The 16,933-nt window shown below is 61.6% G+C and carries 13 protein-coding genes; 2 read left to right on the forward strand and 11 right to left on the reverse strand.

All coding sequences use genetic code 11. The annotated features are described in order from the left end of the window. Positions 1-37: 37 nt before the first annotated feature. The 9 genes from JMY24_RS11415 to JMY24_RS11455 form a co-directional block, all read right to left on the reverse strand. On the reverse strand, positions 38-1,240 hold the full coding sequence (locus tag JMY24_RS11415) for an acyl-CoA dehydrogenase family protein (protein WP_236597386.1): 1,203 nt from the start codon (positions 1,238-1,240) through the stop codon (positions 38-40). A 199-nt stretch (positions 1,241-1,439) separates the two neighbouring features. Next, positions 1,440-2,096 carry a methionine ABC transporter permease gene (locus JMY24_RS11420; RefSeq protein WP_128596467.1) on the reverse strand — a complete coding sequence of 219 codons (657 nt, stop codon included), beginning with the start codon at positions 2,094-2,096 and terminating at the stop codon, positions 1,440-1,442. After that, positions 2,089-3,249 (reverse strand): methionine ABC transporter ATP-binding protein, encoded by a 1,161-nt coding sequence (locus JMY24_RS11425; RefSeq protein ID WP_128596466.1) that lies wholly within the window; start codon positions 3,247-3,249, stop codon positions 2,089-2,091. Before JMY24_RS11425 ends, JMY24_RS11420 begins: the two co-directional genes overlap by 8 nt. A 13-nt stretch (positions 3,250-3,262) precedes the next feature. Continuing rightward, positions 3,263-4,669: an LLM class flavin-dependent oxidoreductase gene (locus JMY24_RS11430; RefSeq protein ID WP_128596465.1), complete on the reverse strand. Its 1,407-nt coding sequence runs from the start codon at positions 4,667-4,669 to the stop codon at positions 3,263-3,265. 42 nt (positions 4,670-4,711) lie between these two features. Then, complete coding sequence (locus JMY24_RS11435; protein WP_128596464.1) at positions 4,712-5,551, reverse strand: MetQ/NlpA family ABC transporter substrate-binding protein; 840 nt, start codon at positions 5,549-5,551, stop codon at positions 4,712-4,714. A gap of 224 nt (positions 5,552-5,775) precedes the next feature. After that, complete coding sequence (locus JMY24_RS11440; RefSeq protein ID WP_128596463.1) at positions 5,776-7,371, reverse strand: efflux transporter outer membrane subunit; 1,596 nt, start codon at positions 7,369-7,371, stop codon at positions 5,776-5,778. Positions 7,372-7,384: 13 nt separating this feature from the next. Beyond that, entirely contained in the window at positions 7,385-10,570 is a 3,186-nt protein-coding gene (locus tag JMY24_RS11445) for an efflux RND transporter permease subunit (protein ID WP_128596462.1), read from the reverse strand. Between the two features lie 70 nt (positions 10,571-10,640). Continuing rightward, on the reverse strand, positions 10,641-11,849 hold the full coding sequence (locus JMY24_RS11450) for an efflux RND transporter periplasmic adaptor subunit (RefSeq protein ID WP_128585748.1): 1,209 nt from the start codon (positions 11,847-11,849) through the stop codon (positions 10,641-10,643). A 45-nt stretch (positions 11,850-11,894) separates the two neighbouring features. After that, a complete protein-coding gene (locus JMY24_RS11455; RefSeq protein WP_128585749.1) occupies positions 11,895-12,749 on the reverse strand; it encodes an alpha/beta hydrolase in 855 nt (284 codons plus the stop codon). Between the two features lie 172 nt (positions 12,750-12,921). Between JMY24_RS11455 and JMY24_RS11460 the strand changes: the two genes are divergently transcribed. Together JMY24_RS11460 and JMY24_RS11465 are read left to right on the forward strand one after the other, a co-directional pair. Next, positions 12,922-13,926, forward strand: a complete 1,005-nt coding sequence (locus JMY24_RS11460; protein ID WP_128585750.1) for a LysR family transcriptional regulator — start codon at positions 12,922-12,924, stop codon at positions 13,924-13,926. 223 nt (positions 13,927-14,149) lie between these two features. Then, the gene (locus JMY24_RS11465; RefSeq protein ID WP_128585751.1) at positions 14,150-14,464 is read left to right on the forward strand and encodes a DUF4148 domain-containing protein; all 315 of its coding nucleotides are present in this window, start codon (positions 14,150-14,152) and stop codon (positions 14,462-14,464) included. A gap of 257 nt (positions 14,465-14,721) precedes the next feature. Here JMY24_RS11465 and JMY24_RS11470 read toward each other — a convergent pair whose 3' ends face one another. Beyond that, the gene (locus JMY24_RS11470) at positions 14,722-15,795 is read right to left on the reverse strand and encodes a purine-nucleoside phosphorylase (RefSeq protein WP_128596460.1); all 1,074 of its coding nucleotides are present in this window, start codon (positions 15,793-15,795) and stop codon (positions 14,722-14,724) included. Positions 15,796-15,951: 156 nt separating this feature from the next. Beyond that, complete coding sequence (locus JMY24_RS11475; protein WP_128596459.1) at positions 15,952-16,857, reverse strand: cation diffusion facilitator family transporter; 906 nt, start codon at positions 16,855-16,857, stop codon at positions 15,952-15,954. Between the last annotated feature and the right edge of the window lie 76 nt (positions 16,858-16,933).

Consider the following 16,933-nt stretch of genomic DNA (forward strand, 5'->3'; position numbering starts at 1 on the left):
AAAACCGCGGCGCAGACTGGCTGCACCGCGGACCGCCTCAAGTGTACAAAGAAACCTCCGGCAATGTCCCGCTGAGTGCATAACGGCCGACGTCGCGCACGCGATAGTCGAGCGGATCGTGCAGCGTGTGCACGCGGGCGTTGCGCCAGAAACGATCGAGCGCGAGCGGCGCATGCGTGGCGCGCGCGCCGCAGGCATCGAACAGTTTTTCGCTGACGTCGAGCGCCGCGCGATGCGCGACGATCTTCGCTTCGGAAGTAGCGAGCGCAACGTGCGCCCGCGCTTCGGCGGAAAGCGACGGACCTTCGCGCCACGCGGCGTCGAGCGCTTGCGCGGCGCGCACGGCCAGCGCTTCGGCGCTCACCGCCTGAATACGCATTTCGCCGAAACGCTGGATCAGATAGGGATCGTCGGTGGCTTTCGTCACGCCCGAAGTCATCCACGGCTTGCCGTATTGCGTGACGTAGGCACGCGCTTCGTCGAGCGCGCCTTGTGCAATGCCCACGAACAGATTGGTCATGACCTGTTGCGATACCAGCGTGCGCAAACTCGCGTACGGCGTGTCGGCGCGTTGCAGGACTTCTTCCGGCTCGACCCGGACCTGGGCAAAAGACACGCTGCCGCTGTCGGTCTGCCGCTGCCCGATCGGATTCCAGTCTTCGTTGACGGTGATGCCCTCGCGCGTGGTCGGCACGACTGCGAACATCGTGCTGCCGGTCTGCGGGTCGTGCCCGGAAACCGTCATCATCTGCGAGCCGCGCGTGCCCGAGCAAAAGCCTTTCTCGCCATTCAGAAGATAGCCGCCGTCACCGGTTGCATTGGCAACGAGCCGGGTGTCGAGCGGGTTCACCGCATTGCCCCACCACCAGCGCTCTTTTACCGTGCCGCTCAGGTAGCGGGCACGCTGCTCCGCATTGCACCACACATAGACACTGACCTCCTGCAAGAACGTGAACCCGAGCAGATGCGCGAGCGCGCTGTCCACCTGGGCGATCTTGCGAATGGTGTCGTAGATCTCCGGCCAGGAAGCGCCCTCGCCGCCGAATTCGCGCGGGACGGCAAGCGTGAGCAAGCCAGCGTCCGCGATCCACTGCTTTTCCTGCGCGGCATGGCCGCCGGCAAGGTCGCGCTCTGCGGCGCTCGCATGCAGTGCAGCGATCAGGCCGGCGAGATCGCGCACCGCTGGTGCGGCGGACGCCTCGCGCGTTTGCAGCGCCGCGGTCTGGCGATGATCATTCATGCTATTTCCACTTGATGATGTTCTGGAGGCGAACCTGCAGTGCAGGTGGAACGGGCTCACGAGAGGCTCGCGGCACGTCCCGGCAGCTTTCATGATAGGCGGTGAGATTCGCGACCGATAGGGCCTACGTCATTCGTCATGCGAATGTACTACGTCGACAGGCCGACGCGAAATCCGGCGACAACGGTGCGTTTGCCCGTTACGCGCGCTGCGCGAGTCGCCGAACGAAGCGATCGCCCACCAGTTGCACCGTAGTCACGATCGCGATCAGCAACACGATCACCGTCACCATCACCGTCGTATCGAAACGCTGATAGCCGTAGCGGATCGCGAGATCGCCGAGGCCGCCAGCGCCGACCGCACCGGCCATCGCGGACGATCCGATCATCGCGACTACGGTGATCGTGAAGCCGCCCACAATGCCTGGCAGAGCTTCAGGCAACAGCACATGCCAGATGATATGCCTGCGTTGTGCGCCCATTGCCTGCGCTGCTTCTATCAGGCCGCGGTCCACTTCGCGCAGGCTCACTTCGGCTACGCGTGCGAGGAACGGAATGGCGGCAATGCTGAGCGGCACGATTGCCGCCCATACGCCGATGGTCGTGCCGATCAGCAAGCGCGTGAGCGGCAGTAGCGCGACCAGCAGAATGATGAACGGCGTCGAGCGAAATGCATTGACGAGCGCGCCAAGCGTGCTGTTCACCGCGCGCTTTTCGAAGATGCCGCCGCGCGTGGTCGTGACCAGCACTAGCGCCAACGGAATGCCGATCAGTGCTGCGATTACCGCGGACACGCCGACCATCACAACCGTATCGCGTATCGCACCGACGAGTTCCGAAAGCCAGAGATCAGACATAACCTAATACCTCGACATGGTTAGCGTGGCCGCGTGCGCGTTCGAGCAACGCGGCGACCTGCGCATGCACCGTGGCGCCCTCTTTCGCACGAACCTGCGCGGATACGATGAGGCGCCCTTGCGCATGCCCTTGAATGCGGTCGATTCCGCCATGCACGAAGCTCACGCCGCCTCCCTCGATGCTCAGCGCGGAAGTCAGACCGGCGAGGTCGGGGTCGCGTGCATTGCCGCCAGTAAAGCGCACGTCGAGCAGAACGCGCGCGTCGGTTTGCGCGATCCCGGCAAGCGGCTTCACGCGATCCGCTAGATCCGCAGGCAAGTCGTGAACCAGCGTGCGCAGCAACGCCCGCGTTGCATCGTGCTGCGGCTCGCCGAACACACGCCACACCGGGCCCGTTTCCACTACGCGGCCACGCTCGATCACGGCGACCGTATCGCACACTTCACGAATCACCTGCATTTCATGCGTGATCAGAACGACAGTCAGGTCTAGCCGCCGGTTGATGTCGCGCAGCAGCGCGAGAATCGCTTGTGTCGTTTCGGGATCGAGTGCGGAGGTCGCTTCGTCACACAGCAGGATGTCGGGGTCCGTGACGAGTGCGCGCGCAATGCCAACGCGCTGTTTCTGTCCGCCCGACAAGCTCGCTGGATAAGCGTCGCGCTTTGCCGCGAGGTCGACGAGATCGAGCAGCGCATCGACCTTCCTGTCGATCGCCGCTTTCGGCACACCGGCGATTTTCAGCGGCAACGCAATGTTCTCGCGCACGGTCTTCGCGGAGAGCAGATTGAAGTGCTGAAACACCATGCCGATGCGACGGCGCAGCGTCACGAGTCCGCGTTCGCCGAGTTCGCCGACATTGACTCCATTCACGCGCACAGCGCCCGAACTCGGCTTTTCCAGTCCGTTCACAAGGCGCAGCAACGTCGACTTCCCTGCGCCGCTGCGACCGATAATGCCAAACACTTCGCCGCGTGCAACGTTCAACGTCACCTCTGCAAGCGCCGCAGTCGCAGCACCGTTGGACCCGGCAAATACTTTGCCGACGTTGTCGAATACAACGGCCGCCTGCGCCGGCGCCGCGTTCGCACGATGATCGGCCGCGAGAGACGGTGCGTCTTCAATGAACTGCGGCACGTCGAAAAGATTAGCCATCGCTTCGCTCCTCTCAGGCTTCCACGGTTTGTTTGATGCCGCTTTGCGGCGCTCGCCGATGCTGCGCGCCGACATGCACGTCCGGTAAACGCGCGCGGCCGCCGCCGAAAAGCTTCTCGCGCAAAGTAGGCGCGGGATCGTAGTCTTCCTTGTAGACGCCGCGGTTCTGCAACTCAGGCACGACGAGATCCACGAAGTCCTCGAACGATTCCGGCATCACCGTGCGGGTCAGATTGAAACCGTCTACGCCCGCTTCGTCGATCCATGACACCAGTTCGTCCGCGATCTGCTGGGGCGAGCCCACCACCGGTTTTGCGCGGCCGCCGAGCGTCATCTGTTCGAGTACCTTGCGCTTGGTCCAGACGCCGCTCACGCTCTTCTTCGAAATGGCTTCGACCGCCGATTGCATGGATTCCGTCTTCACATACGAGATCGGCTCATCCAGCTCGTATTGCGAAAAGTCGATACCTGTCGAACTGGAAAAATGCGCGATACCGCCTTCAGCACTCGCATAGCGCCGGTACTCTTCGAACTTTTCCTGTGCGGCTCGTTCGGTCTCGCCGACCACCACCGTAATGCCCGCGAAGATCTTGATGTCGTCTGGCGCGCGCCCAAAGCTCACGGCTCGTGCGCGAATGTCGTCGACGATTGAACGCGTCAACTGCTTGTTCTGTCCGCCGACAAACACGCACTCCGCATGACGCGCCGCGAAATCGACGCCGCGACTCGACGAACCGGCCTGATACAACACCGGTGTGCGTTGCGGCGATGGCTCGCTCAAGTGAATGGCGTCGATCGAATAGAAAGGACCGTCGTGTTTCACGCGATGCACCTTGCCCGGTTGCGTGAAGATGCGCGAAGCGCGGTCGCGCACCACCGCGTCGTCTTCCCAGCTTTGCTCCCACAGCTTGTAGACGACATCCATATAGTCGTCGGCGCGGTCATAGCGGTCGTCGTGACTGATCTGCTGCGCGAGACCCATTCCGCGGGCGGCACTATCCAGATAGCCGGTGACGATATTCCAGCCGACCCGTCCTTTGGTCAGATGGTCGAGCGTCGACATGCGCCGCGCGAACAGATACGGCGGCTCATACGTCAGATTCGACGTCACGCCGAAACCGATATGCCGCGTCACGTGCGCCATCGCGGGCACAATCAGCGAGGGATCGTTGATTGGAATCTGCACGGCTTCGCGCAACGGCGTTTCGGGGCCGCCCTGATAAACGTCGTATACGCCGACAATATCCGCGAGAAAAATACCGTCGAACTTGCCGCGTTCGAGCGTTTGCGCAAGACTCGTCCAGTAGTCGAGATCGGTGTAATGCGCCGAACGATCCCGCGGATGCGTCCACAAACCGTGATTGATGTGGCCCACAGCATTCATGTTGAATGCGTTCAGCAGAATCTTCTTCTTCGGCATCGCGTCACTCCTGTTATGTCTGTTCAGCGCGGAATGCGCCGCTTACCAGGCGACCGCGTACAGATTGCCGAATGCCTTGTCGAGCGCGGCGCGCACCGCCGGCGAATGCTGATAGATCGAAATGAACTTGCGAATGCGCGGATCGTTCACGCTTTCCGGACGCACGACCCACTGAATCGCGTAGTTCCTGTTCTCCAGGCCGTCGAACAGAAGCGCGCTATTCGGATCCGTCGTACCCGCGAGTTTGATGAAGCTCGGATAGCCCTGTGCAAGATCGACATCGTCGAGCGAACGGGCCAGTTGCGACGCTTCGAGCTGAACGATCTTCAGATGCCTGGGGTTGTCGACAATGTCGAGCGTGCTTGCGCGATAGTCGATACCGGGCGTCAGCTTGATGAGCCCCGCGCGTTGCAGCAGCAACAAGCCGCGCCCGCCATTCACAGGATCGTTGGCGATCGCCACGGTCGCGCCGTCTTTCAATTCGTCGAAGCGTTTGATCTTCTTCGAGTACAGACCGATCTTCATGATCGTGCCGGGGGCAATTGCGACAAAGTTATAGCCGCCCTGCTTCTTCGCGTTGTCGAGAAACGGAATGTGCTGGAAGTAATTGACGTCGATATCCTTATTCGCGAGTGCCGCGTTCGGCGTGTTCCAGTCGGTGAATTCGATTACCTTCACGTCGAGCCCCTGCTCTTTCGCCTCGCGCACGGCTACTTTGAGCGCCTCGATTTGCGGACTCGTGGCCGTGCCTATTTTCAGCGTCGGCGCGTCCGCTGCGAATGCGGGCGCTGCGGGCAGAGCCAGTGCGAAGCCGAAGGCGCTGACAAGCGCGAGCGTCGGCGCGCGAAAAAAACGCCGCACGTTTAAAGCGAAATTGCGCATGGTGGACTCTTGTAGTTGATACGTGATGTAGTTCGCGGCGAGCCTGTTCGACGGCCCACGCCAAGATGCGAATCATCATAGAGGCCACGATAGCAATGGGTCTACGAACGGATTTTCGAAAGGAAAGTGCTAAAAAAGATTTGCGCAAAAAAAAGCCGGACCGCGCTTGGTCGCGCGATCCGGCTTGTTTCCAGCACTCAGGTCCAGCCTCGGCAATAAAACCCCTAGCGCTTGGCCACCTGTTCGCCAGGCGCCGCTGAAGAAGCCGGTGTTGCAGCCGGTGCAGCCGGTGCAGCAGAACCCACTGCGGTGTCGGACGCAGCCACATCGCCCCAGCCGCCGCCCAGAGCGCGAATCAGGTTGACGGTCGCGACAGCCTGCGTGCCCTGCAAGTGGCTCGCCTGCAGTTGCGTATTCAATACCTGCCGCTCGCCGTCGATCACGTCCAGATAGCTGACCGCGCCTTCGGTGTACTGCGTGCGCGACAGACGCGCAGCGCGCTGCGAGGCCTGCACTGCATCGTTCTGCTCGCGCATCTGGTCGTCGAGCAGGCGCAGGTCGGCCAGGTTGTCCTCGACTTCGCGGAACGCCACCAGAACCTGCTGGCGATACTGCGCGACGTCCTCGTCGTATTTCGCACGAGCCTGCGCGAGATTCGCCTTGCGCCGACCGCCGTCGAACAGAGGCAACGTCAATGCAGTGCCGGCAAACGGCCCGAGAATGAACGCACGGCTCGACCACATGAACAGATTGCCCAAGGTCGCCGACTCATAGCCGAATGCGCCAGTGATATCGAGCTTCGGGAAAAACGCCGACTTCGCGAGACCGACGCGCGCGTTTGCCGCCGCCATCGCGCGCTCGGCTGCCGAAACATCCGGCCGCCGTTCGAGCAGCGCCGAAGGCAAGCCCGGCGGCACACGTGCCGCTACCGGCACAAGCGGCGCTTCCGCGAATGAGAAGTCTGCCGGCGGCTTGCCGAGCAGAATCGCGAGACTATGCTCCGACGCCGCGCGCTGACGTGCGACGCCCACGGCATCCGCCCGCGCGCTCGCAAGTTCGTTGCGGGCGCGAGAAACATCGAGCTCGCTGATGTCGCCTTCCTTGAAACGACGCTCGACGAGCTTCAATGTATCTTCACGCAATGCCACTGTGCGGCGGTACAGGTCCTGATCCGTATCGAGTTCGCGCAACTGGAAATAGTTTTGCGCGACGTCGGCCTGCAACGACAACTGCACCGAACGGAACAGCGCCTCGCTTTGCTGCTCGTCCGCGCGCGACGCATTGACGTTAGAGCCGACGCGACCGAACAGATCCGCCTCATACGACGCGCCGACCTGCGCGCGCCAGATGGTGCCAGTCGTGCCGCCCACGCTATCCGGCTGAAACTGCGACGCTGCCGACGCACGTTCGCGGGTCGGGCCGAAGCCCGCATCGATCTTCGGGAACCAGTCCGACTTCGCTGCGCGCGTCACGGCACGCGCCTGCTGTACGCGCGCTGCTGCCGCCTTCAGGTCCTGATTCGCGGCGGCCGCCTGCTCTTCGAGCGCGTCGAGCTGCGCGTCGCCGAAAATCTTCCACCATTCGCCGCGATGCGCGTCGTCGGCGGGTTGCGCCGTCTTCCACGTGCCGGCGTCCGGCGCCGATGCGGCCGAGGTCGCCGAAGCACCCGATGCCGCTACCGGCGCTTCCTTGAACGCGGTGGGCGTATCCACTTCCGGCCGCTTATAGGTGGGCTCCACCGAGCAGGCGGCGAGCAGCGCGAGCAGCAAACCGCTGGCTGCCGCCCGGCCCCATCCACTCAAACTTTCAAAGCGTTTCATTGTTGTTTTCTCCTCAGGCGTCCGTGACCGGTGCGCCAATGCGCGGCGAATCCTTCTGCGCGACGTGAACCGTCCCGCCGGCCAACGTACGCAGCACCACATAGAACACCGGCGTGAGCATCAGCCCGAACAGCGTGACGCCGAGCATGCCGAAGAACACCGCGATACCCATTGCATGACGCATTTCCGAACCGGCTCCGGTCGACAACACCAGCGGCACCACACCCATGATGAACGCGATCGACGTCATCAGAATCGGCCGCAGACGCAGGCGGCTCGCCTCAATTGCCGCCGACAGCGGTGTATGTCCGTCGTGTTCGAGCTCGCGAGCAAACTCCACAATCAGAATCGCGTTCTTCGCCGACAAGCCCACCAGTACCATCAAGCCGATCTGCGTAAAGATGTTGTTGTCGCCGCCCGTGAGCCACACGCCGGTCAGCGCGGACAGCACGCTCATCGGCACAATCAGGATCACGGCGAGCGGCAGCGTCAGGCTTTCATACAGTGCGGCGAGCACGAGGAACACGAGCAGCACGCTGATCGGGAACACCCACAAGCCCGCATTGCCGGCGAGAATCTGCTGATACGTCAGGTCGGTCCATTCGAGCTTCACGCCACGTGGCAGAACTTCGGCCGCCACGCGCTCAGCCGCGGCTTGCGCCTGGCCGGACGAGAAGCCCGGCGCCGGTCCACCGTTGATGTCCGCTGCCGTATAGCCGTTGTAACGCACCACCATTTCCGGACCGAAAGTCGGCGTGACCGACACCAGCGACGACAACGGCACCATGTCGCCCGCCGCATTGCGCGTCTTCAGTTGCAGGATGTCGTCGGCGCGTTGACGGAACGGCGCGTCTGCCTGCACCCGCACCTGGTACACGCGGCCAAAGCGGTTGAAGTCGTTCACATACAGCGAGCCCAGATAGATCTGCATCGTATTGAACACGTCGGTGACCGGCACGCCGAGTTGCTTTGCCTTCACGCGATCGAGGTCCACGTTCAATTGCGGCACGTTGATCTGATAGCTGGAGAAGGTCGGGCCCAGTTCAGGCGTTTGCGCCGCCTTCTTCACGAATGCTTCCGCTGCCTTGTTCAATTCCGCGTAACCGAGCGCGCCGTGATCCTCCAGTTGCATCTTGAAACCGCCGAGCGTGCCGAGACCGAGCACGGGTGGCGGCGGAAACACCGCGACGAACGAATCCTTGAGCGCGCCGTATTGCTGGTTCAACGCGCCCGCAATCGCACCCGCCGAAAGCTTCTTGTCGCCGCGTTCCTTGAACGGCTTGAGCGTGACGAACACAATGCCCGCGCTCGAACTATTCGTGAAGCCGTTCACCGACAAACCCGGGAACGCCACCGCGCTTTCCACACCCTTCTGCTTGAGCGCAATCGCGCTCATGTCGCGGATCACTTTTTCCGTACGATCCAGCGATGCGCCGTTCGGCAACTGCGCGAACGCAATCAGATACTCCTTGTCCTGCGCGGGCACGAAGCCGCCCGGCACGACACGCGAGATCAGCACCGTTGCGCCGAGCAGAATTGCGTACACCGCGAGCATCGCACCCTTGCGGCGCAGCACGCCCGTCACCCCGCGGCCGTATTCCGTAGAGCCGCGATGAAACACCTTGTTGAAGCCCTTGAAGAAGCGGCCCAGCACGCGGTTCATCACACGCGTCAGGAAGTCTTCCTTTGCGCCGTGGCCGCGCAGCAGCATTGCGGACAACGCCGGCGACAGCGTCAACGAGTTGAACGCCGAGATCACCGTGGAGATCGCGATGGTCATCGCGAACTGCTTGTAGAACTGACCCGTGAGGCCCGTCATGAACGCGAGCGGCACGAACACGGCAACGAGCGTGAGCGCGATGGCGATAATCGGCCCGCTCACTTCCTGCATCGCCTTGTAGGTCGCCTCGCGAGCACTGAGCCCGCTTTCGATATTCCGTTCGACGTTCTCCACCACCACGATCGCATCGTCCACCACGATCCCGATGGCGAGCACCATGCCGAACAACGACAACGCATTGATCGAGAAACCGAAGGCAAGCAACAGCGAGAACGTGCCGACAATCGACACCGGCACGGCGATCAACGGAATGATCGACGCGCGCCACGTCTGCAGGAACACGATCACGACGATCACCACCAGCGCGATTGCTTCGAGCAGCGTATGCACGACCGCCTCGATACTCGAGCGCACGAACTGCGTCGGGTCGTAGACGATCTTGTATTCGACGCCCGCGGGCATGTCTTGCGCGAGTTCCTTCATCGCGGAGCGGACTTCGTCGGAAATCGCGAGCGAGTTCGCGCCTGGCGCCTGGTTGATCGCGAGCGCAACCGCCGGCTTATTGTCGAGCAACGAACGCAGACCGTATTCCGACGCGGCCAGTTCGACACGGGAGATGTCACGCAGATAGGTCACGCCGCCATCGGGCGCGGTCTTCACGATGATGTCGCCGAATTCGCCCTCGGTCTTCAAACGGCCGCGCGCATTGACCGACAACTGCAATTGCGTGCCGGGCACCGAAGGCGATGCGCCGATCACGCCGGCCGCCACCTGAATGTTCTGCTCGCGAATTGCGTTGGCCACTTCGGTCGCCGTCAAACCGCGTTGCGCCACCTTCTGCGGATCGAGCCACACACGCATTGCGTAGTCGCCCGAGCCCCACAATTGCACCTGGCCGACGCCCTGAATACGCGCGAGCCGGTCCTTGACGTTCAGCAGCGCGTAGTTGCGCAGATACGTCATGTCGTAGCGGTTATTCGGCGAGATCAGGTGGACCACCATGGTCAGCGTGGGCGAGCTCTTGATCGTAGTCACGCCGAGCCGTTGCACGTCTTCCGGCAGACGCGGCAGTGCCTGGTTCACGCGGTTCTGCACCAGTTGCGTCGCGAGGTCCGGGTTCGTGCCGAGCTTGAACGTGACCGTCAGCGTGAGGTTGCCGTCGCTATTTGCTTGCGACTGCATATACAGCATGTTCTCGACGCCGTTGATCTGCTCTTCGAGCGGCGAAGCGACGGCTTCAGCGATCACTTTCGGATTTGCGCCAGGATACTGCGCGTGCACCACGACCGACGGCGGTACCACTTCGGGGTACTCGGAGATCGGCAGCTTGAAGAGCGAGATAATGCCCGCCAGCAGAACCAATACCGATAGCACGCCCGCAAAGATCGGCCGATCGATGAAGAATTTGGATATGTTCATTGGAAGCTCTTGATGTTGGAGCAAGCGGTTGGAGCAAGGCGCCGCGCGTTCAATGCCGCGGCGGCGACGCTCACGAATTCTTGTCCGCTTTGGCGCGCGTCTGTGCAAGCGGCGCGCTGTTCGGGTCCTGGTCGGTCGTCATGGGCACCATATGCGCGCGCACTGCGTCGCCCGGACGCACACGCTGAATGCCGTTGACGACGATCCGGTCGCCCGCCTTCAGGCCGCCCTTCACGACGCGCAGATTGCCCTGCATATCGCCGACGGAGATCTCGCGGTAGGCGACGTGGTTGTTCTGATCGACCACCAGCACGAACTTCTTGTCCTGATCGGTGCCCACCGCGGCGTCGTCGATCAGCAGTGCGGGGTGCGGCTCGCTGCCGCCCACTTTCACGCGTGCGTAGAGACCCGGAATCAATGTGCCGTCCTGGTTATCGAAACGCGCGCGAACGCGGATCGTGCCCGACGACGTATCGAGCCGGTTGTCCACCGACTCGATAATGCCGTTGCGGGAGTAGCCGCTTTCATCTGCGAGACCGAGTTCAACCGGCACCTTGCCGCCGTCTTTCGCGCGACGCAGGTACTGCAGATAGGTTTGTTCGTCTGCGTCGAACGATGCGTAGATCGGCGAAACCGACACGAGCGTGGTGAGCGGCGTCGAGCTCGCGCCCGCCGACACCACGTTGCCCACTGTGATTTCCGCGCGCGACACACGACCTGAAACCGGCGCGACAATCTTCGTGTAGCCGAGATTGATGCGTGCGGTTTCGAGTGCGGCTTGCGCGGCCTTCAGGTTCGCGCTCGCTTCGCGCGCGGCATTCTGCTTCTCGTCGTAATCGCGCTTGGCGATTGCGTTGTCGGCGATCAGGCGCTGCGCGCGCTCCCAGTCGCTTTGCGTGTAGCCGGTGCGCGCCTGCGCGGCCGCGAGCTGCGCTTCTGCGCGATCCACTTCCGCCGCGTACGGGCGCGGGTCGATCACGAACAGCGTGTCGCCTTTCTTCACGAGCGCGCCGTCCTTAAAGTTGACCGACACGATCGTGCCAGGCACCTGCGAACGGACGTCCACTTTTTCGACCGCTTCGAGGCGGCCCGAATAGCTCTGCCAGTCGGTAATCGTTTTTTGCACCACAGTGGCGACATCGACTTCCGGCACGATGGTCGGCGCGGCAGGCGAACTCGCGTCGACACGAATCGCGCCGAACGTGCCCAGTCCGGCTACGACGATCACGGCTAGCGCGGCTATCGCCACACGGCGACGGGAAAGAGGAAGGATGGTCATTTGAAGCTCCCGGTATCGTTGATTGAAGTTCTGCTTATTTGTGTTTCATCGATGGGCGCGCGCATCGAAGCGCCACTGAAAAAATCGCACCGCTTCCTGCAAGGCGGGCGGATGATCGGCCAACGCCGCATGCGAGACGGCCGGATAGCGGACCACCTGGGTCAGCACACCTGCGTCGATCAGGCTGCTCGCGTATTTCTCCGCTTCGACATGCAGCACGTCGTTTTGCGCCGTCGCGATTAGCGTGGCCGGCAAGCCCGCGAGCCGCGACGATTCGAGCGGCGCCGCATACGGATGCATGCGTTGCGACGCTTGCGGCAAGTACGCGCGGTAACAGGCCGCACACTCTCTTGCCGTAATGTCCGAGCCGAGGCGCTTTTCGTCGCCAAGGCGGGTGAGGCTCGGGTCCAGCATCGGCCCGAACAAAGCCTGCGCGGCGATCTGCACGTCGCCGCGATCCCGCGCGATAAACGCGAGGCAATTGGCCAATTGACCGCCGGCGTCATGACCCGCCACGCCCACCTTTCTGCTGTTGCCGCCAAAAGCGCGCGCCCGCGTCTGTACCCACAATGCCGCCCGATGCGCGTCTTCCGGCGCGGCGGGAAACGGAAACGCCGGCGCAAGCGAATAGCCGACCGACACCACCAATGCCGGTAAATGCTCTGCGAAATAACGCGAGGCGAAGTCGGCCTGATCGATAGATCCCTTCGTAAAGCCGCCGCCGTGAAAATAAAGCAGTACAGGCAGTGCGGTTTTCTTTCCCTGCCGGTACAAACGCAATGTGATGTCCTGCGCGTGCCCTTCTATCTGCACGTCGGTGACTTCGAGAGCCGTGCTGTCGGCCTCTACCGGCGCACTGCCGGTGGGCACAAAGGAGTACGGCGGTTTAAATGCTTGCATGTCGAGCCGCGCAATGCGCAAAGAACTTCAATGGTGCGAATTGTGGGTTCGGCAGACTCGTAAATAAATGCCTATAATCCGGCAACACAATTCGGCGCCCCTGAACAATCAAATCGATTGCTCCGCGGATTCGAATCCTGCTCAGTACGCCTGCCCCTTCTGGAGGTTTGCAATGGACCGGCTTCAGGCCATGCAAGTGTTCACACGCGTTGTCGACACCAACAGCTTTACCCGTGCGGCGGAAACGCTCGACCTGCCCCGCGCATCGGTTACCACGATTATTCAGAACCTCGAAGCGTTCCTCGGCACACGGCTCATGCACCGCACCACGCGGCGCCTGTCGCTCACGCCGGACGGCGCCGCGTATTACGAGCGCTGCGTGCGCATTCTCGCGGACGTCGAAGAGACCGAGGCCAGTTTTCAGAGCGGCAATAAGAAGCCGCATGGCAAGCTGCGCATCGACATGCCGGGCTCGATTGGCCGCTTACTGGTGATTCCTCAACTATGTGAATTCCACACGCGCTACCCGGACATCGACCTGCAACTCGGCTTGTCGGACAGACAGGTCGACCTTTTGCAGGAAGGCGTGGATTGCGTGGTGCGCGTCGGCGCACTCCAGGATTCTTCGCTGGTGGCGCGGCGTATTGGCCTATTCGAGGGCGTGACGTGCGCGGCCCCGGAATACATTGAACGGGCCGGCATGCCGACCTCGCTCGACGACCTGGAAAATCACAAAGCAGTCAATTACTTCTCGAGCCGTACGGGACGCACGCTCGACTGGGCGTTCATGGTTGATGGCAAAGAGGTTGAAGTAAAAATGAAGGGCATTGTGTCGGTCAACGACGCCGATGCCTACGTGACCTGCGGGCTGGAAGGTTTTGGCCTGATTCAGCCGGCTCGTTTCATGGTGCTGCCGCATCTGCGTTCAGGCCAGCTGGTTGAAGTACTGCCCGAACTCAAGCCTTTGCCGATGCCGATTTCCGCAGTCTATCCGCACAGTCGGCATCTGTCGCCTAAAGTCCGTGTTTTCGTAGACTGGATCGCCGAGGTATTCGATCGCTGCCCATTGCTGAGCGGTCGTGGTGCGCTCGATGCAACATGCTCGCAGCGCACGCTCGAAGAACGCGAGTCGGCTCCGACACTCGACACACCGGTGATTTCCGAATGGGTCGCGTAATTCAGTTAGATTGAAGTACAAAAACTGGAACAGTGAATTCCAACCGCGGCGCTAATGCCGCGGTTGTTCCTTGTGCCCGCGTTTAAAGGGGTCCTCACGCGATTGTTCCGAAATCGCGACAATTCATTTCGCGAAAGCGCGATTTATCGACGTCCACTCGAAGTCTACATTTCACCCTGTCGCAGCGCCCCTCGTGCTGCAAACGAATCGACAGGAGTGAATCATGAAACGCAATCTTCTCGCAGGTCTTGCTCTCTCGCTGCTCGCCAGCGCGCCGGTATTTGCACAAAGCAACGGCGGCGGCAACGGCATCGGCCACGCTGGTACTTACCAGACTCAACCGACCTCGACGACAAGCGGAAAAACACGCGCCGAAGTGCAGGCCGAAGTGGTCGCCGCATATCGTGACGGTTCGCTGCCTTCGCTCAATCGCACGAGCTACCCGAACAAAGGTCTGATCGGCCAGACGCAAGCCGCACGAATCGCGTTGCAGGAAGGCGCGAACGGCGACGTCACGCGTGTGGCTAATGGGCAGTAACAGGTACTAAGCGGGCACTAAGCGGGGCACTGAGCACAGAGGAAAGCGGACGCCAGAACCGTTAGTTTTCCGGAATAAATGCGAATCGCCGCGATAGCTTTCCACTCTTCACAAAGGAGTACATCATGACACCATCGGAACTGGATCATTGGAATACGGACGCCGCCGTCTGGACACCGTATCGCGCACCGCAACGTTAAGTGTGGCGCGCCATTGCAGTGCGGGCCGCACGAAGCGGCCCGCTTGCAACAAGCCGGTTAGCGCCTGGGCACGCCTTCGCGCCATTCGCTCCAGTGCGTGACAATGTCCTGCACGAGCGGATTACCCGAGCGGTATAGATTTTCGAGAGCAATCGTGAAGCCGCCTTGCGCGGAGTAGTTCAGCAGATTGTCGGCGCTGGTCTGTCCGTCGTAAGGACGGTCGAAATCAGAGCCCGCACGCACCACGGCAACGCGGTTCAAATCGACCTTATGCACCGAAGCCGCGCGTTTTAGCGCTTCATACGTGGCATTGTCTTCCTGCTGCGTGGTGCAATACACGCCCTTTTCATCCGTCAAGATCTTGGTCCAGTCGCGAGCCCGTTGCCCCAGCAGCGTGCCCGACCACCACGTATCGCCGGCGAGCGTATCGCATTGAATGACGGTCGGCGATTGATTAGCCGGCGGGTACGAATACTTGGCACGCGCGGCCTGCGCCTGCGCGTTGTCGGAAAGCACCACGTTGCGCGACAAGGCGAATGCAGTATCGGCGAGTCGCGTATTGAGCTTGAACACTTCGGTCCGGTAATCGAGCGGCGGCTTTTCTGAAGGGCTTTTTGTGTTGATCCCAAGATAGCCGGTATTCCAGCCGGCCGGAATCTCGCGCCCGTCGATCTCCCATTGAATGCCGAAGTCGACAAGGTACTTGGCCCACGCAGCGGATCCGACCGTGCCCCGTTGAGGATCGATGCCGGCAATACCCGCCACCATAAAATACGTATGCCGCAAATCGAAACGCGGTGAGAACGTCAATGCCATGATCGACGCCGCGGCGTTCGTGTGGCCCATGCCGGTCGTCATCACGCATACATCCTGACGGTTGCAATGCACTGCCGGGTAATCGGGCGACAGGCCGTCCACCGGAATATCGCGCCATGGCCCGAGCTTATCCAGCCACACCTGGCCCTCCGGACCGAACATCGAAATGATCATCACCTTGACTGGCCGCCCGCGCGAGCCGCCGCCGTCATGCGAGAAATCGTCGTTGTCGTCCGCGCTTGCCGGCCCGGAGGTAAAGGCCGCGCATGCCGCGAGTGCAATGACGGAGAGAGCGCCTAATGTGCGAGTCAGCATCGTGATCTTCCTTTTGCTTGTGATGCAGTTTGGGAGAGTGCCGCCTTCAAGCCGAAGGAAGTATAGATGCGAAGAAATTATTTTCCACTACATGAAGCGCGGGTTGCGTGACTCGCGCAAAGACCTTCGCGAGTCACGTGCGCAGAAAAGGCATGGTTAGGCGCGCGGCACGTCTGGTTCAAAAAACACCCAGCGCACCTGCGGAAATGCGGCTTGCAAATCTGCCTCGATCACGTTGATCGCGTCGACCATCGCGCGGCCGCTCGCGTAGTCGATCATTTCAGCCTGCACGGCGACCACCACATGACGTCCCCATTGCAGAGTAATCATATTGATGATGCTGCGAATCTCACCGCGTGCGCGCAAATGCGCCTCGATTGCGCGGCGCACTTCGGGGCTTGCCGATTCGCCGACGATCATCGACTTCACCTCGCGCGCCACGAGCCATGCGATCACCATCAGCAGCAAACCAACGGCTATGGAACCAAGCGCGTCATAGACGGCATTGCCGGTCACCAAAGTGAGCAGCACGGCGGCGAAGGCCATCGCCAAGCCGGCCAGCGCGGCAATATCCTCGCCCGCGACGACCAGCAACTCGGACTCGCGGGTTTCCCGGAACCAGCGCCAGAGCGCTTTCTCCGGGTGCACCCTGCGGATCTCCTTCATCGCGCCCCACAGCGAGAACGCCTCCAGCACCACGGAAACGCCGAGCACGACAAGCGCGACATACGCATACTGCAGAGGCTCCCGCGCGACCAGCCGATGCACGCCTTCGTACACTGAAAACGCGCCGCCGACAAAGAACAGCAGCAGCGCGACCAGCAGCGAATAAAAGTTGATCTCACGGCCCCCGCCCATCGGATGCAACGGGCTTGCCGGCCGGCGCGCCTGGCGCAGGCCGAAGAGCAGCAGCAATTGATTACCGCAGTCGGCGGTGGAGTGAATAGCTTCCGCGAACATCGAACCGGAACCGGTGAACGAGGCAGCGGCGAACTTGCAGACGGCAATGCCGAAGTTGGCAGCAAGCGCGTAAATAATGGCTTTCGGCGATTCTTCTTTCATCGTCGTGGAGGGCGTTAGTCAATTTTCAAAAGGCTTTCAACTGCCGGGAATCCGTATTATGGACATGCCGGGCAGC

It is taken from the genome of Paraburkholderia kirstenboschensis (assembly GCF_904848585.1).
GTDB lineage: Bacteria > Pseudomonadota > Gammaproteobacteria > Burkholderiales > Burkholderiaceae > Paraburkholderia > Paraburkholderia kirstenboschensis.